Origin of the sequence: Rhizobium sp. CIAT894 (assembly GCF_000172795.2) — a bacterium.
Lineage (GTDB): Bacteria > Pseudomonadota > Alphaproteobacteria > Rhizobiales > Rhizobiaceae > Rhizobium.
This window is the reverse complement of the sequence record NZ_CP020947.1, coordinates 328,761-349,211: the sequence shown is the minus strand read 5'-3', so window position 1 is coordinate 349,211 and position 20,451 is coordinate 328,761. Positions and strand designations below refer to the sequence as shown.

Genomic DNA, 20,451 nt, shown 5'->3' with positions numbered 1-20,451 from the left:
ACGGAAGCGCTGAACCGCTCTAACCTTTTGTTTTTACGCAATTCCCGGCAAAAGCGCTTCGCACTCTTCCTGGAATTGCTCTAGAACGCATCCGGAAAATGCCGCGGCAGCCGGCCGGGCGTAACCGCGACGATATCGTAGCGCTGGGAAAGACGGGCCTGATCCACTTGCCGGGCAAGCCAGAGATCGCTTGCCGCCCTTATCCGTTTCTGCGAGGCGGCAGAGACGGCGTCGACAGCTGCGGCCTCGCCATGGCGGGCCTTGACCTCGACGAAGACGGCGAGATCGCCCTTGCGGGCAATAATGTCGATCTCGCCGAGCCGGGTGCGGTGGCGCAGCGCCAGGACACGGTAACCTTTCAGCATCAGAAAGACGGCCGCGACATATTCCGACATCAGGCCCCGGCGCAGCGCCTTCCGCCGGATGGCGGTGAGACCCTTATCGCCCATCGGCGCCCTTCAACTCCAGCAGGCGCTGGTAGAGTACTTTGCGCGGCAGGCCGGTGAGGCGGGCGGCTTCCGTCGCGGCCTTGGCCGTCGGCATGGTCTTCGAGAGATCCGCCAGCACCGCCTCGACATCGGCCTCATCGGTCTCTGCCGGCTCCGGCGGGCCGACGACGAGAACGATCTCACCCTTGACGTTTTCCACTTGCTCGTAATGCGCGGCCAGCTCCGCAAGCGTGCCGCGGCGGAACTCTTCATAGGTCTTGGTCAGCTCGCGGCAGACGGAGGCTTGCCGGCCGCTTCCGAGCACATCGGCAGCGGCGATAAGCGTCGCGCCGATGCGATGCGGCGATTCAAAGAAGATCAACGTCGCCGGGGCTGCGGCAAATTCACCGAGACGGTCGCGGCGGGCCTTGTCCTTGACCGGCAGGAAGCCGGCGAAAAGAAAGGCATCGTTCGGCAGGCCGGAGCCGACAAGGGCCGCAAGCGGCGCCGAGGCGCCCGGAATGGGGATGACGCGGTACCCGGCCGCTATCGCCTGCTGCGCCAGCCGATAGCCGGGGTCGGACACCAGCGGCGTGCCGGCATCGGACACCAGAGCCACCGAGCGTCCGGCTTCCAGCGCCTGCAGCAATCGCGGGCCGGCCTCGTCGGCATTGTGTTCGTGATAGGAAAAGGGGCGGTTCTGGATGCCGTAGCGGTCGAGCAGCACGCGGGTGACGCGCGTATCCTCGCAGGCCAGCACATCGGCGCCGGCCAGCGTTTCCAATGCGCGCAGCGTGATGTCGCCGAGATTGCCGATCGGGGTTGCGACGAGATAAAGCGCCGGCTCCAGCGGCCGCGCCGGCACCGCCATATTGTGCAGGCGGAAGCTTCGCCGGGTGGCGGCCTCCGCTGTCGTTTCCTCATTCATGCCATTTGCTTTCGTCGCGGCGTCATCGCGCCTTTATGGGCGAGCGGCATCGCTTCGGCAAGGGTTCGGATTTCTGTGAGCATCGCTCCGGAAAACCTGAAATGCAGGCGCTTGACCCTGCATGCCTCTTGCAAACCGGTGCTGAAGTCTGCCATTTTGCCCGTCCACTCCCCCGGCCTCAAAGTCGGGAAAGCATTCTCGGGTGCTCGATGCGCCCGGACAGTCACGGTCGAAAGCGGTAGCATCCCATGCGTATTACTATTGAGCGGTCAAACCTGTTGAAATCGCTGAACCACGTCCACCGCGTGGTCGAACGTCGCAACACGATCCCGATCCTGTCCAACGTATTGCTGAAGGCCGATGGCCAGAACCTCGACATGAAGGCGACCGACCTCGACCTCGAAATCACCGAGGCGACGCCGGCAAGCGTCGAACAAGCAGGCGCCACCACCGTTCCCGCCCATCTTCTCTACGACATCGTGCGCAAACTTTCCGACGGCTCGGAAGTGCTGCTCGCCACCAGCACCGACGGCAGCTCGATGACCGTACAGTCCGGCCGCTCGAAATTCTCGCTGCAGTGCCTGCCGGAATCCGACTTCCCGGATCTGACCGCCGGCACCTTCACGCATTCGTTCAAGCTGAAGGCGACCGATCTGAAGATGCTGATCGACCGCACGCAGTTTGCGATCTCGACGGAAGAGACGCGGTATTACCTTAACGGCATCTTCTTCCACACGATCGAGAGCAAGGGCGACCTGAAGCTCAGGGCCGTCGCCACCGACGGCCACCGGCTGGCGCGCGCCGATGTCGATGCGCCGTCCGGCTCCGAAGGCATGCCCGGCATCATCATTCCGCGCAAGACCGTGGGCGAGTTGCAGAAGCTGGTCGACAACCCGGAAGCGGTGGTGACCGTCGAGGTCTCCGACGCCAAGATCCGCATGACGATCGGCTCGATCGTCATGACCTCGAAACTGATCGACGGCACCTTCCCGGATTACCAGCGCGTCATCCCCACCGGCAACGACAAGGAAATGCGCGTCGACTGCACGAGCTTCGCCCAGGCCGTCGACCGCGTCTCCACCATTTCTTCCGAGCGCGGCCGCGCCGTGAAGCTGGCGCTCTCCGAGGGACAGTTGATGCTGACCGTCAACAATCCCGATTCCGGCAGCGCCACGGAAGAAGTCGCCGTCGGCTATGATACGGATGCGATGGAAATCGGCTTCAATGCCAAATATCTGCTCGACATCACCGCGCAGCTTTCCGGCGAGGAAGCGATCTTCCTGCTGGCCGATGCCGGCTCGCCGACGCTGATCCGCGACACGGCGGGCGACGATGCGCTCTACGTGCTGATGCCGATGCGCGTCTGACGGGAACGAAGCCTGCCTGCCTCCGTTTTCATCCTGTGAAAGCGGAGGATCCCCGGATGAACAAGGCTGGAACGGTACGCATCGGCATATCCGGCTGGACCTATGCGCCCTGGCGTGGCCAATTCTATCCGGAGGACCTGCCGCAGAAGCAGGAGCTTTCCTACGCCGCCCGGTATTTCCCGTCGATCGAGATCAACGGCACCTTCTACAGCCTGCAGCGACCCGAAAGCTTCGGCCGCTGGCGCGACGAAACGCCCGACGATTTCGTCTTTGCGGTCAAGGGGCCGCGCTTCATCACCCATATGCTGCGGCTGCGCGATATCGAGACGGCGCTTGCCAATTTCCTCGCCTCCGGCCTGTTGCGGCTCGGCCCCAAGCTCGGGCCGATCCTCTGGCAATTCCCGCCAAACATGGCTTTCGATGCCGATCTTTTCGAAAATTTCCTGGCGCTGCTGCCGCAGGACCGCGATGCGGCGACAGCACTCGCCAAGAGGCATGACGGCCATGTCAAGGGACGCGCCTGGCTTCGAAGCGATGGCGACCAGCCGATCCGGCATGCATTCGAAATCCGCCACGACAGCTTCCGGTCTCCCGCCTTCATCGAGATGCTTCGGCGCCACAAGGTCGCCCTCGTCTGCGCCGATACGGTGGAATGGCCGCTGCTGATGGATATCACCGCCGATTTCATCTATTGCCGCCTGCATGGCTCCGAACAGCTCTATGTCAGCGGCTATGAGGATGAGGCCCTCGATCTCTGGGCGGGCCGGATCCGTTCCTGGGCAACCGGCGCAGAGCCGGAGAATGCGCCACGGGTGCTGGCGCCGCTCAAGACATCCAGCGAGGGCCGCGACGTCTATCTCTATTTCGACAATACCGACAAGAAACTGCGCGCCCCTGTCGATGCCGGTCACTTGAGCGAAAGGCTTGCCGATCTCATGCCTCGCTGCCACCGGAAAGCCGCATGAATTGTTGATGTCGATGTCCTTGTTGCGAAAATCCTTGTCCCCAGAGCGACAAGCAGCATATTAAGACAGTCGATCAACATGCGGAATGGGTGGAGAATGCGCTTAAGGGTCAAGGTGAAGGAACACCTCGGGAAAAAATTCGATGAGGAAATCCGTTTCTTCCGAGGCATGATGCAGGGGCCGAAGACGGTGGGCTCGATCGTGCCGACCTCCTCGATCACAGCCAAGCGCATGGCAAGCGTCATCGACATCAATTCCGGGCTGCCGGTGCTCGAACTCGGGCCGGGCACGGGCGCCATCACCAAGGCCATTCTCGGCCGCGGCGTGCGGCCGGACAATCTCGTCGCGATCGAATATTCGACGGATTTCCACCAGCATCTGCTGCGGGCCTATCCCGGCGTGCACTTCATCAACGGCGACGCCTTCGATCTCAAGACCACGCTCGGCGCCTACGGCGACCGGACGTTCGATTGCGTCATCTCCTGCATTCCGCTCTTGAACTTCCCGATGGCGATGCGCGTCTCGCTGCTCGAAAGCCTGCTCGACCGCCTGCCGGCCGGACGGCCGGTGGTGCAGATTTCCTACGGCGCGATCTCGCCGATCGCCGCCAACGCCGATCGCTACAGCATTCATCATTTTGACTTCGTCGTGCGCAATATTCCTCCCGCCCAACTCTGGGTCTATCGGCGAGGATAAATGTTCGGACTTTATATCACCCACCCGCAGGTCAAGATCGACCCGCAGGTTCCCGTTCCCAAGTGGGGTCTTTCCGAAATCGGCGCCGAGCGTGCCCGCAAGGCTGCGTCGAACCATTGGGCGAAACGGCTGGCCCGCATCATCTCCAGCGACGAGACGAAAGCGATCGAAACGGCGGAAATCCTGGCCGAAGCTGCCGGCGTGAAAATCGAGATTGCGCACGGCACGCATGAGAACGATCGCTCCGCCACCGGCTTCCTGCCGCCGGACAAGTTCGAGGAGGCAGCCAACTGGTTCTTCGCTCACCCGCAGGAGAGCTTCAGGGGCTGGGAGCGGGCCGCCGATGCGCAGGCCCGCATCGTTTCTGCCGTCGAGACCATCCTCTCCGCCCATGATGCGACGGCACCGATCGCCTTTGTCGGCCATGGCGGCGTCGGCACGCTGCTCAAATGTCATCTGGCCGGCAGGCCGATTTCCCGCGACCGCGACCAGCCGGGCGGCGGCGGCAATCTCTATGCTTTCGGCCTTGCGGATCGCCGCTTATCATGCGACTGGACGCCCATCGAAGACTGGCGGGGGTGAGTTGAAATGGACGCACGCGAGCGGTTGATCGTCGGCCTGGATGTTCCAACGGTCGGCGAGGCGGAAAAACTGGTTTCGACGCTCGGCGACGACGTTCTCTTCTACAAGATCGGCTATCAGCTGGTTTTCGCCGGCGGGCTGGAATTCGCCCGCGACCTTGCCGCAAGCGGCAAGAAGATCTTTCTCGACATGAAGCTGCTCGACATCGACAACACGGTGGCGTCAGGCGTGGAAAACATCGCCAAGATGGGCATGTCGATGCTGACGCTGCACGCCTATCCCAAGGCGATGAGGGCGGCGGTCGAGGCCGCGGCCGGCTCCGGCCTCTGCCTGCTCGGCGTCACGGTGCTGACCTCGATGGATGCCGACGACCTTGCCGATGCCGGCTACAGCCAGGATCCGCACAGCCTGGTGCTCAGGCGCGCCGGCCAGGCGCGCGACGCCGGCATGGGCGGTATCGTCTGTTCGGCGGCGGAAGCGGCCGAGGTGCGCGAAATCGTCGGGCCCGACATGGCGATCGTCACCCCCGGCATTCGCCCGACCGGCAGCGACCATGGCGACCAGAAGCGGGTGATGACGCCTTTCCAAGCGCTGAAGGCGGGGGCGACGCATCTCGTCATTGCCCGGCCGATCGTCAGAGCACCCGATCCGAGAGAGGCCGCCCGCGCGGTGCTCGACGAAATGGTGGGCGCGCTCTGGCCGGCCAACCGCTGAATTCTTAAAGCAGAAGGGAGAAGATCATGGCCAAGGGATACTGGATCGCCCGCGTCGACGTTCGCGATGCCGAGCGCTACAAGGATTACGTGGCGGCGGCCAAGCCCGCCTTCGAAAAATACGGCGCGAATTTCCTCGCACGCGGCGGCGCTTTCACCGAACTGGAAGGCAAGGCGCGCGCCCGTAACGTCGTGATCGAATTCCCCTCGATGCAGCATGCGGTCGACTGCTACAATTCGCCGGAATACCAGATCGCCGCGAAAATCCGCCAGGAAGCGGCTGATGCGGAAATGGTCGTCGTCGACGGTATCTAAGCTGCTCGCATCGGCAAAAACTGACGGCGCGATAGGCCTTCCCGTCGCGACCGGATTCGGTTAAGACGGAGCCGATCAAGCATCTCCCAAAGCCTTTCGAGGAACCTGCCATGACCCTTGCCAACCTGCCGCCGCTCGTCACCGTGTTCGGAGGGTCCGGCTTCGTCGGCAGGCACGTGGTTCGGGCGCTGGCCAAACGCGGCTATAACATCCGCGTCGCGGTGCGCCGTCCCGATCTCGCCGGCTTCCTGCAGCCGCTCGGGAATGTCGGCCAGATCTCCTTCGTGCAGGCAAACCTGCGCTATCGCAGCTCGATCGACCGCGCCGTCGACGGTGCAAGCCATGTCGTCAACTGCGTCGGCATTCTGCACGAGACCGGCCGCAACACCTTCGACGCCGTGCAGGAATTCGGCGCCCGCGCGGTCGCAGAAGCGGCGCGCAACGCCGGCGCGACCCTCACCCATATTTCAGCGATCGGCGCCGACGCCAAATCCGCTTCGGATTACGGCCGCACCAAGGGCCGCGCCGAAGCCGCCATCCACTCCATCAAGTCCGATGCGGTGATCTTCCGTCCCTCGATCGTCTTCGGGCCGGAGGACAGTTTCTTCAACAAGTTTGCCGACATGGCCCGCATGTCGCCGATCCTGCCGCTGGTCGGCGGCGGCAAGACGAAATTCCAGCCCGTCTATGTCGAGGATGTCGCCGAGGCCGTCGCCCGCGCCGTCGACGGCAAGGTCGCCGGCGGCAAGGTCTACGAGCTTGGCGGCCCCGAGGTGCTGAGCTTCCGCGAATGTCTCGAGGCGATGCTGAAGGTGACCAGCCGCAAGAACCCGCTGGTTTCCCTGCCCTTCGGCGTCGCTTCGATGATCGGCAGCATCGCCTCGTTGATCCCCTTCATCACGCCGCCGATCACGCCTGACCAGGTGCGGCTGCTGAAGCACGACAACATTGTCTCCGCGGCAGCCGAAGCGGAAGGCCGCACGCTGAAGGGCCTCGGCATTACGCCCACCATGGCCGCATCGGTACTCGGCTCCTATCTCGTGCACTATCGCCCGCACGGCCAGTATACGGGCACCGGCAAGGCCGCCTGACCAATTTTGCGCCTTCGAAACAACGCCGTTCGCATCTGATGCGGGCGGCGTTTTCCTTTGCCGTCTCAAGCAAAGTCGGCGCAAGTTTGAAATGTTGTTGTGCCGGCCATATGAAGTGCAGTTGCATAAAAGACGCATCGAAAAATTTGTGAAATTAACACCAAATTTAGCAGGAACATTTATTGCTATTTGCCATTCCACTGACTACCAAACCCGCGCGCCTTCCAACGGACTCAACGCTTGGGATCGCGTGCGGCAATCACTGTGAAAGGCATTTCTCGATGGGCAAGTCAATCGCGCTCCTTTTTGCGTGTGCGGCGCTAATTATCCTGGCAGGCTCTTTCGTTGCTCCAGGTTCTGTCGCAGCGGTCAAGGGCGACTGCTCGCCGGCCTACGGCGTCGATCCTTGCTCGACGGCTTCGATCAGCCACTGACGAAAAGGCCGGCCTTGGCGCCGGCATTGTTATCAAGACAAGCAGCGGTCGGAACGTCGGAAGCAGGACGTTCCCAAATGAACGCTCAGTCGTGCCGGCCTCAAAATTGGCTGGCGTTTATCCTCTCGATATTGCGATCTTAAAAAATCGGCGCCTGCCGATGATCCCATGTCTGTTCGCGAGATCCGTCGTCCGGAATCGCGTAAAACAAAATGCATTCGCGCCTGGGCACTGCGCGAATGCAATGTGTTGGGAATGCCTCAGGCGATCAAGCCGGTTGCGGCCATGCCGAGCAGCAGGGCGCCGAGAATGATGCGGTAGACGGCAAACAGCGTGAACCGGTTGCTTCTGATATAGGCGAGCAACCATTTGACGGCGATGAAGGCGACGATCGTGGACACGACGAAGGCGATGCCGAGTGCCGTCCAGTCTTCATTTGCCGCTCCGCCGTCCTTGAACGTCTTCAGCAGTTCATAGCCGCTGGCGGCGTACATCGTGGGAATGCCGACGAGAAAGGCGAATTCCGTCGCCGCTGCGCGGTTGCCGGTGCCGGCGAGCATGGCGACGAAGATCGTGGCGCCGGAGCGCGACGTTCCCGGGAAGATGCCGGCAACGATCTGGGCGATACCGACCAGAATGGCGACGAGCCAGGTGATCTCTTTATGGGGAGCTTTGCGCGCCGCAGCCCATTCGGCAAAGATCATCCAGATACCGCCGATGATCAGCGCCCAGGCGATCGGCGTCGCCGTCTCCGGAAGTTCGAAACCGAGCTTCTTGACGACGAGCCCCAGAATTGCGGTGATGAGAAAGGCGACGATCAGCTTGGCGGCATAATCGCGGTTCTCCGGCTGGCGCCAGCCGAGCACCAGATCCAACAGGCGGCGCCAGTAGATGATGGTGACGGCGAGGATGGCGCCGGCCTGGATGACGATATTGAACATGTCCGACCGGTGTCCGAGCCATTGCTCGGCAATGATCAGGTGGCCGGTGCTCGAGATCGGGAGAAATTCGGTGATCCCCTCGATGACGCCGAGAATTGCAGCATTGATATAATCCATACATTGTCTCCGGTTTAAAGTGCGGGCGGGCCTGAGCGCTTGGGCCGATCAGGCTGCCGCTTTCATTCGTTCGTCAGACCGTGGTTCGCCATCGCCAGATGGCGTAAAATCCGATTCGCTTGTATTGGCGGGGCCAAGCTCCTATAGCTTCAACCAATGAGTCATGACTAGGGCGCTATAAACGAGCTGCCACACAGTCCTGTAACAGCAATCACAAAGCCCGAGTATCGATGCCCACGCTTTATCATCATCCCATGTCATCCGCATCTCGCTTCGTCCGGCTGATCCTGGCGGAATACGGCTATCAGGCGGATCTGATCGAGGAGCAGACATGGGAAAAGCGCCGGGATTTCCTGGCGCTCAACCCGGCCGGCACCCTGCCTGTCTATGTCGACGACAGCATGCGGGCGCTCTGCGGCGCAACCGTCATTTCCGAATATCTGGACGAGACGCACGGTGTGCTGAAACGCGACCGGCGGCTGCTCGCCGAGGACCCTTTCCAGCGCGCGGAAATCCGCCGGCTGAGCGAATGGTTCATGCAGAAGATGGAAAACGACGTGACCAAGCCGCTCGCTCGCGAGCGTGTCTACAAGTTGCAGATGACATCAGATCAGGGCGGCGGAGCGCCGGATTCGAAGATTTTGCGCACGGCCCGCGCGAATATCCGCCAGCATATGCGCTATCTCACCTGGCTTGCCGGCTCGCGCCAGTGGCTGGCGGGCGAGCGGATGAGCTATGCCGATCTTGCCGCCGCCGCTTCGATTTCGATCCTCGATTATCTCGGCGAAATCGAGTGGGCGGACTCCCCCGTCGTCAAGGACTGGTATCAGCGGCTGAAATCGCGCCCCTCCTTCCGGCCGATGCTGACCGAGCGGGTGCGCGGCCTGACACCGGTTTCGCATTATGCCGATCTGGATTTCTGACGAGGGCTCTCCATGCCCGAAGCCGATAGACGAGATGACAAAGAGCGTCGCCGCCGCGACAATTTGACCGAGTTCGTACGGGCGGAATCTGCCGCCAAGGGCTTCGATCTCTGCCGTATCACGCGACCGGACGCGATCCCGCAAGCAAAGCAGCGTCTCGGGGAGTTCATCGATGCCGGGCGCCACGGGACGATGGAGTGGATGGCGGAGACGCGCGACCGGCGCGGCGATCCCCGGACACTCTGGAGCGAGGTGAAATCGGTCGTCGTCTTCGGCCTCAATTATACACCCGAGGAAGATCCGCGCGGCATCCTTGAGAAGCCCGACAAAGCGGCCATCTCCGTCTATGCCCGCAACCGCGATTATCACGACGTCATCAAGGGCCGGCTGAAGGAGATCGCCACGCGTTTTGCGGCGCGGGCCGGCGCCGACGTGAAGGTGTTCGTCGATACCGCGCCCGTCATGGAAAAGCCGCTGGCGGCGGCAGCCGGCTTGGGCTGGCAGGGCAAACACACCAACCTCGTCAGCCGCACGCATGGTTCCTGGCTGTTTCTCGGTACGATGTTCACGACCGCCGATCTTGCCGTCGACGCCGAGGAGACCGATCATTGCGGCTCCTGCCGCGCCTGTCTCGACGCCTGCCCGACCGCCGCCTTTCCGGCGCCTTACCAGATCGACGCACGGCGCTGCATTTCCTATCTCACCATCGAACACAAGGGGCCGATCGACCCCGACCTGCGGGTGCTGATCGGCAACCGCATCTATGGCTGCGACGACTGTCTTGCCGCCTGTCCCTGGAACAAGTTCGCGAGTGCGGCCTCCGAGATGAAGCTGCAGGCGCGGAAAGACCTGAAGGAGCCGTCGATCGCCTTTCTGCTGACGCTTGACGATGCTGCCTTTCGCGCCTTCTTCAGCGGCTCGCCGGTAAAGCGGATCGGCCGCGACCGTTTCGTCCGCAATCTGCTCATCGCTGCCGGCAATTCCGGCGAGACGGCGCTGATTGCTCAATGCCGCCTGCTCGCCGGCGATGCCTCGCCGGTGGTGCGTGCCATGGCGGTCTGGGCGCTTTCGCGGCTGATGGAGGCTGGCGAATTCTCTCTCTTTGCCGCACAAAGGGCTGATGAGAGCGATGGCGACGTGTTGAACGAATGGCTGATGGCAGGAGCGGGCTGATGCATGTGATGATCTTTGGCTGCGGTTATTCCGGCACGGCGATCGCCAGGGCCTTCGCCGGCGACGGCGTACGCATTTCCGGCACCACGCGCTCGGCGGAGAAGATGGACGCGCTCGGTCAAGCCGGCATCGAGGCCTATCTCTTCGACGGCGAGACCTTGGACGAAGGGCTCATCCAGGCTTTGGCCGATGTCACTCATCTCGTGCAGTCGATCGCGCCCGGAAAGGCCGATCCGCTGCTGCGGCTGCTCGGCGAAGACAGCGCAAGCCTGCTGCCCAGCCTCGAATGGATCGGTTACCTCTCCACCGTCGGCGTCTATGGCGATCACAAGGGTGCCTGGATCGACGAGGAAACGCCCTGCGTGCCCGTGTCCGCGCGCTCGAAGGAGCGGCTCGAGGCGGAAGCGGGCTGGCTGGCCACGGGCAGGCAGCGTGGCGTGCCGGCAGCGGTGCTCCGCCTTTCCGGGATTTACGGGCCGGGCCGCAATGCCTTCTGCAATCTGGAAAAGGGCACGGCGCGGCGGCTGATCAAGAAAGACCAGGTGTTCAACCGCATCCGGGTCGAGGATATCGGCGCGGCGACCCGCTTTCTGTCCGACCACAGCCTCGGCGGCCTCTATAACATCACCGACAACCGGCCTGGGCCGCCGCAGGATGTGATTGTCGAGGCAGCACGGCTGATGGGTGTCGAACCGCCGCCGGAACAGGCCTTCGAAACAGCCGAGCTGACGCCGATGGCGCGCTCCTTCTACGGCGAGAACAAACGGGTTTCGAATGCGAAACTCAAGGCGGCCGGCTTCGAATTCTCCTTTCCCGACTACCCGATGTCACTTGCGCAATTGTGGCAGGGCGGACGCTGGCGCAGTTAGACAAGGCCCGCTTGAGGCGGCCGGGTTATCACCCGGAATGAGTAGGAAATTCCTACTTTCTGCGTTTGGCAGAACAATTCTCGCCGCATATCATGGTTAACGGCCTTTGAATTTGCGCAAATGTGGCAGCAAATATGGCGAAGCCCGAAAAAATATTTCGTGATTTTTGTGAAGGCCGGGAAATTTAAAACTTCTTCGGAAAAATCATTTGAATTTTAGCTGATTTCATTGCGTTTTTTCCACATTCTGCCGCACGCGGCAAATTCTCATATTTTATCAATGGCCTCACAAATATTACAGACTGTAATATTCCGTGATCGAACGCGGCACTTTTTCGCCATTTTTCGACGGATTTAAGCCCCGCCGCCTGCAAGGGCGTTGAGTTCAATAGTTGAGGGATACTCTGTTTTGAAGAAAATAAGCCGTTCTATTATCGCTGCCGCAACTATTGCAGCCTGCTCTTCCTTGCTTCCGGCGGAGAGTTTTGCTGGAAATGGCTGTGGCGGTGCTTCGTGGTACGCACTTCACTCCAAAACTGCTTCCGGGGAACGTATGAACCCTGCCGTCTTGACTGCCGCACATCGTTCGCTCGCTTTCGGCACCAAGGTGAAGGTCACCAACCGCAACAATGGCCGCACCGTCGTCGTTCGCATCAACGATCGCGGTCCGTTCATCCGCGGCCGGGTGCTGGATCTGTCGCGCGCCGCCGCGCAGAATATCGGCATGGTGAGCTCCGGCACGGCGAAGGTCTGCTACCAAGTGATCAGCTAAAGCTGACAGCCAACAACCGGCTGCGCCGTCAGCGGCGCTTGCTCTTGCCGCCAATCGCGGTTACCACGCGGTTGAGACTTGTGAACAATCCATCCCGCGACTGTCGCGGCTGACGGGATCCTTCGCAGGCATGGCAACAGGAGACTTGTGAATGCGTCTGGGCGGCCGCCTCGAAGGGGCGATTTCTGTGCTCGCGGACATCGATGCCCGCAAGCGGCCTGTCGCCGACGCGCTGAAGGACTGGGGCCTTGCGCATCGTTTCGCCGGCTCCGGCGATCGTGCTGCCATCGGCAACATCGTCTACGACGCCCTGCGCATGCGGCTTTCCCATGCCTGGCTGATGGATGACGACAGCGCCACAGCGATTGCCCATGCCGTCATGTTCCGCCAATGGGGTTTTACGCCAGACAGTCTTGCCGCCGAACTGGCGGATGACAAGTTTGCGCCGGCGCCGCTTTCGGCCGAGGCCCTCTCGGCCTTCGAAAGCCGCTCGCTCGGCGATGCGCCGCCGCATATCCGCGGCGATATTCCCGAATGGGTTCAATCCTCCTTCGAACAGGCTTTCGGCGCCGGCTGGCTTGCCGAGGCACAGGCGCTTGCCGCCCGCCCAACACTCGATCTGCGCGCCAATATCCTGAAATCCTCCCGCGACAAGGCCGTCAAGGCGCTCGAAAGGTCAGGCGCGCAGGCGGCGAAGATCGCCCGCTACGGCATCCGGATTGCCGCCGGCGAAGGCGCCTCGCGTCTTCCCAACGTGACAGCCGAGCTTTCGTTCCAGAAAGGCTGGTTTGAGGTTCAGGACGAGGGTTCGCAGATCGTCGCCGATCTGGTGCTCGCGAGGGACGGCGAACAGGTTCTCGATTATTGCGCCGGTGGCGGCGGCAAGACGCTCGCCATGGCCGCGGCCATGCAGAACAAGGGACAGGTTCACGCCTATGACGCCGACCGCAAGCGGCTGGCGCCGATCATCGAGCGGCTGAAGCGGGCGGGCACGCGCAATGTCCAGGTGCATGACGACGCCAAAGCGCTCTCCGGCCTTGCCGGGCGCTGCGACAAGGTGCTGGTCGACGCGCCCTGCACCGGCACCGGCACATGGCGCCGCCGCCCCGACACCAAATGGCGGCTGACGGCAAAGAACCTCGACGAACGCACCGCCCAGCAGCAGGACGCGCTGGCGCAGGCGAGCGGTTTCGTCAAACCGGGCGGCGAGCTGATCTATGTCACCTGCTCGGTACTGCCTCAGGAAAACGAGGAACAGGTGCGCCGCTTCACCGCCGGCAATCCCGATTTCCAGATCGTCAGCGCCCTGCCCGCCTGGGACGGCCTGTACGGCAAAGACGCCCCGCGCCCGCATTCTTCCGACGGCCTGACGGTGACGCTGACGCCGGCTTCCACCGATACGGACGGCTTCTTCTTCTGCCGCATGCAGCGCAAGGACTGACGCGGCCTGGCAAAAGCCAACAATGAATGAAGACACCTGCGGCGCAATGACGCTGCGCGGCGTCGGTTGCTGCCGGTTTTTCATGCAGATGCCGATCAAAGGAAACCGGTTTGCCGGCGGCAATCCATCCTTAAAACCATTCCAAACTAGAGCGTTTGACACCAGTTTACTTTTGCGCGAAGAGACGGAGCCCGATTACAGCGCCGCGCGTCTTATCAGACGCGCAAAGGACGCTGTAACATTTTTGAATTGGCGCATCGTGCTTTCCGAAATCGATTCCGATTTCGGGCCGATGCGCTCGACGGAAAATCCCGTCACAGGAGAGGATTATGAAGCTCAACCGCAAATTCCGCGCAGCCGTGCTGGCGATTGCCCCCGCCGCCCTGCTCGCCCTGCCCGCCCATGCCGAGACCGATGCCGCCGCCGTGGTCAAACACTATGCCGACGTGGCGCATGCGAAATACGAGGACTCGCTGACGACGGCCAAGGCGCTCGACGCCGCCATCGACGCCTTTCTGAAGGCCCCGACCGATGCAACGCTGAAAGCCGCCCGCGACGCCTGGATCAAGGCCCGCGTTCCCTACCAGCAGACGGAAGTCTATCGCTTCGGCAATCCGATCGTCGACGACTGGGAAGGCAAGGTCAACGCATGGCCGCTCGATGAAGGCCTGATCGATTATGTCGATGCCTCCTACGGCACCGAGAGCGACGAAAATGCGCTCTATGTGGCCAATGTCATCGCCAACAAGACGATCAAGATCGACGGCAAGGATGTCGACGCTTCGAAGCTGACGCCGGAATTCCTCTCCGGGACGCTGGCTGAGGCCGGCGGCATCGAAGCCAATGTGGCGACCGGCTATCACGCCATCGAATTCCTGCTCTGGGGCCAGGATCTGAACGGCACCGGACCCGGCGCCGGCGACCGCCCGGCAACGGATTACGATCTCAAGAATTGCACGCACGGCAATTGCGACCGCCGCGCCGAATATCTGAAGTCCGCCTCCACCCTGCTCGTCTCCGACCTTCAGGAAATGACCGACAACTGGAAGCCGGACGGCGCTGCGACGAAGAACGTCGAAGCCGATCCGAAGGCCGGCCTCGTTGCGATCCTGACGGGCATGGGTTCGCTCTCCTACGGTGAGCTCGCCGGCGAGCGCATGAAGCTCGGCCTGCTGCTGCACGATCCGGAAGAAGAGCATGACTGCTTCTCCGACAATACCTACAACTCGCATCTCAACGACGCGATCGGCATCGCCGCCGCCTATACCGGCAACTATACCCGCGTCAACGGCACCAAGCTCAGCGGTCCGTCGCTGCACGATCTCGTCGCCGCCAAGGACAAGGCGCTCGATGCCGAAATGGAAGGCAAGCTCAACAAGACGCTCGATGCCATGAACGCCATGGCCAAGCGCGGCGAGACGGTCGAGAAGTACGACCAGATGATCGGCGAGGGCAACAAGGAAGGCAATGCCGTCGTCCAGGCCGCCATCGACGGGCTGGTCGACCAGACGAAATCGGTACAGCGCGTTATTGCCGCACTCGATCTCGGCACGGTTCAGCTTGAAGGTTCCGACAGCTTGGATAATCCTAACGCCGTCTTCAAATAAGCAAAAGGCGGGCCGCTTCGACAGCCGGAGCGGCCCGGACTCTGAAATGCGATTTGTTACTTCCCTCATTCCTGTGCTCGTCACAGGAATCCAGCCACGGCGCGTCCGCGCCGTGAATGAGTCGGCCAAAGGGAAGTCTTCTGCGCCCAAGGACTTGGGCGCGCTGGATTCCTGTGACATCCCTCGGGCAAAGCCCGAGGAAGGGAATGAGGGAGAAGCAGTGGAAGCGCGTGCTGGCACCCTAGAGCTTGCCGCACGGCATCATCGCCACCTATCCTTCCGCGTTGCCACTTTCGCGGCCCTTGCGGCAGCGCCTGTGGCTCTTGCCGCCGGTTTCGATCTCCCGACGACACGCGCGGACCTTTCCGAGGCCGATCTGAAACGCGTCGCCGATGTGACGCGGCCGACCGAGGATTTTACCAAGGCCGAACAATATGAAGCGATGCAGGCGGGTGCGACGACCTCGATCGACCCGGTCACCGACGACAGTTTCTCGCATATTTCGGCCAACATCCCCTTCGAGGAAGAGCAGAATTTCAAGCTCGGCAATGCGCTGTTCCGCAAGCTCTGGGTTTCCGCTCCCTCCTCGACGCAGGCCTCCGATGGCCTCGGGCCGCTGTTCAACGCCCGCTCCTGCATGAGCTGTCATGTCAATGACGGCCGCGGCAAACCGCCGGAAGGCGGCCCGAGCGCCGTCTCGATGTTCCTGCGGCTTTCCCGCGCAGCCAGAACACCCGAGGAAGAAAAGGCGATCGCGGGCGCTGACATTCTCAATTTCCCCGATCCGGTCTATGGTCACCAGCTGCAGGATCTTGCCGTTCCTGGCCTTGCCGCCGAGGGCCGGATGACGATCCGCTATGACCAAGAGACGGTGACACTTGGCGACGGCGAAACCGTGCCGCTGCGCCGCCCGCATTATGCGGTGGCTAACCTTGCCTACGGGCCGCTCGATCCGGCGACGACGATTTCGGCGCGGGTTGCCCCTGCGATGATCGGCCTCGGGCTGATCGAGGCGATCCCCGCGGCCGATCTCCTTGCCCATGCCGATCCCGACGATGCCGATGGCGATGGCATATCAGGCAAGGCAGCGATCGTGCGCGACCACCGCAGCGGAAAGATCGCGCTCGGCCGCTTCGGCTGGAAGGCGCAGAACGCCACGGTGCGCGACCAGAATGCCGACGCCTTCGCCAATGATATCGGCATCTCCACGCCCGACCATCCGAATGCGCATGGCGATTGCACCGAGGCGGAAAAGAAATGCCTCGATATGCCGACCGGCGTGCAGAAACGCCTGGGCGACGAGGAAGCACCAGGGTCTATTCTCGACCTCGTGACCTTCTATTCCGAAAATCTTGCCGTTCCCGCGCGCCGCAAAGCGAGTTTCCCCGAGACGCTGCGGGGCAAGCGGATCTTCTACGAAACCGGCTGCATTTCCTGCCATGTGCCGAAATTCGTCACCCGCCGGGATACATCAGACAAGGCGCAGTCCTTCCAGCTGATCTGGCCCTATTCCGATTTTCTCCTGCACGATATGGGCGACGGGCTTGCCGACGGACAACAGGTCGGCCTTGCAAGCGGACGTGAATGGCGCACGCCACCGCTATGGGGTATAGGACTGACCCGGACGGTCAGCGGACACAGCTTTTTCCTGCATGACGGCCGTGCGCGGGATCTCACCGAGGCGATCCTGTGGCATGGCGGCGAAGCTGAAAAGGCCCGCAACGCTTTCTCCTCCCTGTCGAGAGATGACAGGGCGGCCCTGATTACATTCCTGGAGTCACTTTGATGCGCCTTTGGCACCCCCTGCTCTGCCTCACTCTGATCGGCCTCGCCACACCGGCCGCCGCCCAGACCGCCGCTCCTCCGGCAGGGCTGAACGAGGATGCCGTTCCCGCCGTCATGCAGCGCGCCGTCGACGAGGTGATCCGCCCCGGCTATCGCAACATGCAGCAATCGTCCGCCCGGCTGACGACGGCAATGAAGGACCTTTGCGCCGACGGCACGCAGCAGTCGCTCGACAAGGCGAAATCCGCCTTCGACGATACGATCCGCTACTGGTCGATCATCGAGATCGTGCAGACCGGACCGGTTATCCAGGACAATCTCTTCGAGCACATCCTGTTTTATCCCGACCGCAAGGGGGTCGGCCTGAAACAGGTGCAGGCGCTGATCGCCAAGGCCGATCCGAAGGATGCGACGGTCGATGCGATTGCCGGCAAGAGCGTCGCCTTGCAGGGCCTGACGGCACTGGAATACGTGCTTTACGGCAATGGCTCCGACGATCTCGTCAAGCAGAAGGGCGGTTTCCGCTGCCTCTACGGCCAGGCGGTCGCCGGCAATATTCAGCGGGAGGCCGGCGAGATCGTCGCCGCCTGGGAAAAACCCGACGGCGTGCAGGCGAGCTGGAAACATCCCGGCCCGCAAAGCAACGATTTCATGGACAACAAGGAAGCCGTGACGGCACTGCTCGGCATTCTCGTCCACGGTGCGGAAAATGTCCGCGACCAGCGGCTCGAACAATTCTACAAGGGCAAGGACACCGCGCCGCGTCCGCGCATGGCAATCTACTGGCGTTCCAAGAATACCTGGAAATCGATGGCCGCCAATATCGACGGCCTGCGCACGCTCTGGCAGAAGGCCGGCATGGCCGAGCTTCTGCCGCCGGACAAACAGGCCGTCGCCGCCTCGATCGACGAGGACTTCAAATCGCTGCTCGACAGCGTGCCGAAGCTCAACCCCGACATCGACGCCGCCGTGAGCGATGCGGAGAAGGCCAAACTCGATACGCTGCTTGCCGAGAGCCGCGACCTGATCACCAGGATCAGCGACGAATATGGCGCGGCGATCGGTCTTTCGGCCGGCTTTTCCTTTTCGGATGGAGACTGAAGCGATGATACGAAGTGCCGCAATCGATCGACGCAGCTTCGTCAAGGCGGCCGGGATCGGCTTCCTTGCGGCCTTGACGCCAAAGTCGCTTCTGGCCCTGGAGCAGGCCGATGCGGTCTATGCTTCGGGCATTCGTGCCGCCGACGGCTCCTATGCGGTTGCGACCGTGACGGAGCGCGGCGAGGTCGTCGATCAGGTGGCACTTCCGGCCCGGGCGCACGGCATGGCCTTCAGTGCGATCACCGGCATGACCGTCGCCTTCGCCCGCCGACCCGGCACCTATGCGATGATTTTCGATGCTCGCAATAAGCGCGAACCGATCGTCATCAGTTCTGCGGAGGGCCGGCATTTCTACGGCCATGGCGCCTTTTCCCCCGACGGCCGCGTGCTCTACGCCAGCGAGAACGACTTCGACGGCAATCGCGGCATGATCGGCCTCTACGACGCCACCGACCGCTTCAGCCGCATCGGCGAATTCGAAACCTACGGCATCGGTCCGCACGACATGACGGTTTCCGACGACGGACGCCTTTTGATCGTCGCCAATGGCGGCATCGAGACACATCCGGATTTCGGCCGCACCAAGCTCAATCTCGGGGCGATGCAGCCGTCGCTGGCGCTGATCGATGCGGCGACCGGGGCACTGGTCGAAAAACACATGCTGCCGGCGCAATGGGCCCAACTCTCCACCCGCCATGTCGATCTCGACGATAAGGGCCGCATCTGGTTTGCCTGCCAGTACGAAGGCCACCGCAAGGACCTGCCGCCGCTTGTCGGCCATTTCGCCAAGGGAGAGGATCTGTCCTTCATCGACCTGCCGGAAGAGACGACGCGCAGGCTTGCCAATTACGTCGGCGCAATCGCCGTCAACCGCAGCGAAGGCCGCGTCGGCGTAACGTCGCCGAAAGGCGGCGCCTCGGTGACCATCGATGCGAGGTCGGGCAAGGTGCTGGCCGAGACGACCATCCCGGATGCCGCGGGCATCGCGCCGGCAAGAAGCGGCTTTGCCGTTTCCTCCTATGACGGCGATTTCCTCTCCACCCGCAGCGATGTCGCCTGGGACCAGCACATCGTGCGGATCACTTAACGGCCGCGCGCATAGGCCTTCTGCTCGGCACTGACGCTTGATGCGGCGGCCCTTGCCGCCTCATGCAGCCATTCAGGTCCCCTGGCCTGCAAGTCCTGCAGGATCGCGGCTGCCGCCGACGCATCGTCGGAATGGCAATTGGCGATCTCGAAGCCCATCAGATCGAGCATCGTCGGCGAAAGCAGGACCTCCGGGTGCTTGTCGATCTCGATCTTGCGGCTGTTCGGCGAAAGCCGGCGCACGAGAATACGGCCGGAGACGCCATAATGGGGATCGGTTGAGCGCGCCCGCCCGCCGGCAATTTCGCCCGCGTGGATCGCCACGTCCTGCGGCCTGTGGCGAAGCGACCAGGCCGAGGGCAGCAGCGCCTTCGCCTCGCGCAGCACCGGGCCGCCCCGCCATTCGGCGTAAGCGACGAAACGCGGCCGGCCAAGGCTGCCGGTGCCGGCGCTGCGTGGCTTGGCCACGAAGGGTCCTGAGCCGGGCGGCAGTGCATCGGCGAGCGCCTTTGTGTAGGCGGCGGGCGCCTCGGTCTTGCCCGGCGTCAACATCTCGTATTTTTCCCAGAATTCCCGACGTTCGGAATTCGGCAGCATCAGCGCCTTGCGCAGCCATTTGTGATCGCGTTCGAGGATCACAGGCAGCGGATTTTCAAGGCCCCGGCGATAGCCGCCGAGGATCAGTTCGCCGATCATCCGGACCGAGGGGCCGTCGCCGCCCCGGGCCAGGATGGCGCTTGCCGCAAGGCGAACGAGATCCAGCGCATAAGGCATGACAGCCGCATCGTCGAAATCATTGACGCCCCAGACGAGCCGGCCCTCGGCATCGCGCCAGGTGCCGAAATTCTCCAGATGCGTATCGCCGATCGCCAGCACCTCGGGCGCGCCTGCGAGCTCCGGGCGGATATCGAGAATGATTTCGCACCAGCGCCAATAGGTGGCGCGCAGGAAGACGAAATCGTCGCTGCGCATCTTCTCGTGCTTCTCGCGGAGATCGTCCTCGACGAGATCGCCATCGAGTTCGCCGGCCAGCCAGCTCTCGAAATTCCGCACCGATTGCGATATCGTCGTCATCCGCCGGCGCTCCGTCGTTTCAAGATCCAGAGCATGTCGCGCAA

At 62.5% G+C, this 20,451-nt stretch carries 21 protein-coding genes; 16 read left to right on the top strand and 5 right to left on the bottom strand.

Annotated features, from left to right (window positions below):
* Positions 1-80: 80 nt before the first annotated feature.
* From RHEC894_RS01740 to RHEC894_RS01730, 3 genes are read right to left on the bottom strand one after another with little or no spacing between them, the layout of a single operon-like run.
* Positions 81-449, bottom strand: coding sequence for a YraN family protein (locus tag RHEC894_RS01740; protein ID WP_085735772.1), 369 nt, complete (start codon positions 447-449; stop codon positions 81-83).
* The gene (rsmI, locus tag RHEC894_RS01735; RefSeq protein WP_010066943.1) at positions 439-1,356 is read right to left on the bottom strand and encodes a 16S rRNA (cytidine(1402)-2'-O)-methyltransferase; all 918 of its coding nucleotides are present in this window, start codon (positions 1,354-1,356) and stop codon (positions 439-441) included. The genes RHEC894_RS01740 and rsmI overlap by 11 nt, the downstream gene beginning before the upstream one ends.
* Positions 1,353-1,511: a hypothetical protein gene (locus tag RHEC894_RS01730; RefSeq protein WP_010066944.1), complete on the bottom strand. Its 159-nt coding sequence runs from the start codon at positions 1,509-1,511 to the stop codon at positions 1,353-1,355. The genes rsmI and RHEC894_RS01730 overlap by 4 nt, the downstream gene beginning before the upstream one ends.
* 93 nt (positions 1,512-1,604) lie before the next feature.
* On the opposite strand from RHEC894_RS01730, the gene dnaN reads away from it, so the two are divergent.
* The 7 genes from dnaN (at position 1,605) to RHEC894_RS01695 (ending at position 7,085) form a co-directional block, all read left to right on the top strand.
* Positions 1,605-2,723 (top strand): DNA polymerase III subunit beta, encoded by a 1,119-nt coding sequence (dnaN, locus tag RHEC894_RS01725; RefSeq protein WP_085735771.1) that lies wholly within the window; start codon positions 1,605-1,607, stop codon positions 2,721-2,723.
* Positions 2,724-2,779: 56 nt separating this feature from the next.
* On the top strand, positions 2,780-3,688 hold the full coding sequence (locus tag RHEC894_RS01720; protein WP_085735769.1) for a DUF72 domain-containing protein: 909 nt from the start codon (positions 2,780-2,782) through the stop codon (positions 3,686-3,688).
* A gap of 96 nt (positions 3,689-3,784) precedes the next feature.
* Entirely contained in the window at positions 3,785-4,384 is a 600-nt protein-coding gene (pmtA, locus tag RHEC894_RS01715; RefSeq protein WP_085735768.1) for a phospholipid N-methyltransferase PmtA, read from the top strand.
* Positions 4,385-4,966: a histidine phosphatase family protein gene (locus RHEC894_RS01710; RefSeq protein ID WP_010066750.1), complete on the top strand. Its 582-nt coding sequence runs from the start codon at positions 4,385-4,387 to the stop codon at positions 4,964-4,966. It abuts the gene before it with no gap.
* A gap of 6 nt (positions 4,967-4,972) precedes the next feature.
* Positions 4,973-5,680, top strand: coding sequence for an orotidine-5'-phosphate decarboxylase (pyrF, locus tag RHEC894_RS01705; protein ID WP_010066751.1), 708 nt, complete (start codon positions 4,973-4,975; stop codon positions 5,678-5,680).
* Between the two features lie 26 nt (positions 5,681-5,706).
* Positions 5,707-5,994 carry a DUF1330 domain-containing protein gene (locus RHEC894_RS01700; protein WP_085735767.1) on the top strand — a complete coding sequence of 96 codons (288 nt, stop codon included), beginning with the start codon at positions 5,707-5,709 and terminating at the stop codon, positions 5,992-5,994.
* A gap of 110 nt (positions 5,995-6,104) precedes the next feature.
* Positions 6,105-7,085 (top strand): complex I NDUFA9 subunit family protein, encoded by a 981-nt coding sequence (locus RHEC894_RS01695; protein WP_085735765.1) that lies wholly within the window; start codon positions 6,105-6,107, stop codon positions 7,083-7,085.
* Positions 7,086-7,779: 694 nt separating this feature from the next.
* On the opposite strand, the gene RHEC894_RS01690 is transcribed toward RHEC894_RS01695, so the two are convergent.
* The gene (locus RHEC894_RS01690) at positions 7,780-8,577 is read right to left on the bottom strand and encodes an undecaprenyl-diphosphate phosphatase (protein WP_085735764.1); all 798 of its coding nucleotides are present in this window, start codon (positions 8,575-8,577) and stop codon (positions 7,780-7,782) included.
* A 230-nt stretch (positions 8,578-8,807) separates the two neighbouring features.
* Between RHEC894_RS01690 and RHEC894_RS01685 the strand changes: the two genes are divergently transcribed.
* The 9 genes from RHEC894_RS01685 (at position 8,808) to RHEC894_RS01645 (ending at position 19,334) form a co-directional block, all read left to right on the top strand.
* Positions 8,808-9,500: a glutathione S-transferase family protein gene (locus tag RHEC894_RS01685; protein WP_085735762.1), complete on the top strand. Its 693-nt coding sequence runs from the start codon at positions 8,808-8,810 to the stop codon at positions 9,498-9,500.
* A 12-nt stretch (positions 9,501-9,512) separates the two neighbouring features.
* Positions 9,513-10,673 carry a tRNA epoxyqueuosine(34) reductase QueG gene (gene queG / locus RHEC894_RS01680; protein WP_010067596.1) on the top strand — a complete coding sequence of 387 codons (1,161 nt, stop codon included), beginning with the start codon at positions 9,513-9,515 and terminating at the stop codon, positions 10,671-10,673.
* Positions 10,673-11,542, top strand: a complete 870-nt coding sequence (locus RHEC894_RS01675) for an SDR family oxidoreductase (RefSeq protein WP_085735761.1) — start codon at positions 10,673-10,675, stop codon at positions 11,540-11,542. Before queG ends, RHEC894_RS01675 begins: the two co-directional genes overlap by 1 nt.
* Before the next feature lie 408 nt (positions 11,543-11,950).
* Positions 11,951-12,313, top strand: a complete 363-nt coding sequence (locus RHEC894_RS01670) for a septal ring lytic transglycosylase RlpA family protein (RefSeq protein WP_085735759.1) — start codon at positions 11,951-11,953, stop codon at positions 12,311-12,313.
* 151 nt (positions 12,314-12,464) lie between these two features.
* The gene (locus tag RHEC894_RS01665) at positions 12,465-13,754 is read left to right on the top strand and encodes an RsmB/NOP family class I SAM-dependent RNA methyltransferase (protein ID WP_085735757.1); all 1,290 of its coding nucleotides are present in this window, start codon (positions 12,465-12,467) and stop codon (positions 13,752-13,754) included.
* Between the two features lie 329 nt (positions 13,755-14,083).
* Positions 14,084-15,361, top strand: a complete 1,278-nt coding sequence (locus tag RHEC894_RS01660; RefSeq protein ID WP_085735756.1) for an imelysin family protein — start codon at positions 14,084-14,086, stop codon at positions 15,359-15,361.
* A 46-nt stretch (positions 15,362-15,407) separates the two neighbouring features.
* Positions 15,408-17,147: a di-heme oxidoredictase family protein gene (locus RHEC894_RS01655; protein WP_206427892.1), complete on the top strand. Its 1,740-nt coding sequence runs from the start codon at positions 15,408-15,410 to the stop codon at positions 17,145-17,147.
* A complete protein-coding gene (locus RHEC894_RS01650) occupies positions 17,147-18,247 on the top strand; it encodes an imelysin family protein (protein WP_010067680.1) in 1,101 nt (366 codons plus the stop codon). Before RHEC894_RS01655 ends, RHEC894_RS01650 begins: the two co-directional genes overlap by 1 nt.
* A 4-nt stretch (positions 18,248-18,251) precedes the next feature.
* Positions 18,252-19,334: a DUF1513 domain-containing protein gene (locus RHEC894_RS01645; protein ID WP_085735753.1), complete on the top strand. Its 1,083-nt coding sequence runs from the start codon at positions 18,252-18,254 to the stop codon at positions 19,332-19,334.
* Here the strand turns inward: RHEC894_RS01645 and RHEC894_RS01640 are convergent.
* Positions 19,331-20,407, bottom strand: coding sequence for a DUF2252 family protein (locus RHEC894_RS01640; RefSeq protein WP_085738816.1), 1,077 nt, complete (start codon positions 20,405-20,407; stop codon positions 19,331-19,333). The genes RHEC894_RS01645 and RHEC894_RS01640 overlap by 4 nt on opposite strands.
* Positions 20,408-20,451: the final 44 nt, after the last annotated feature.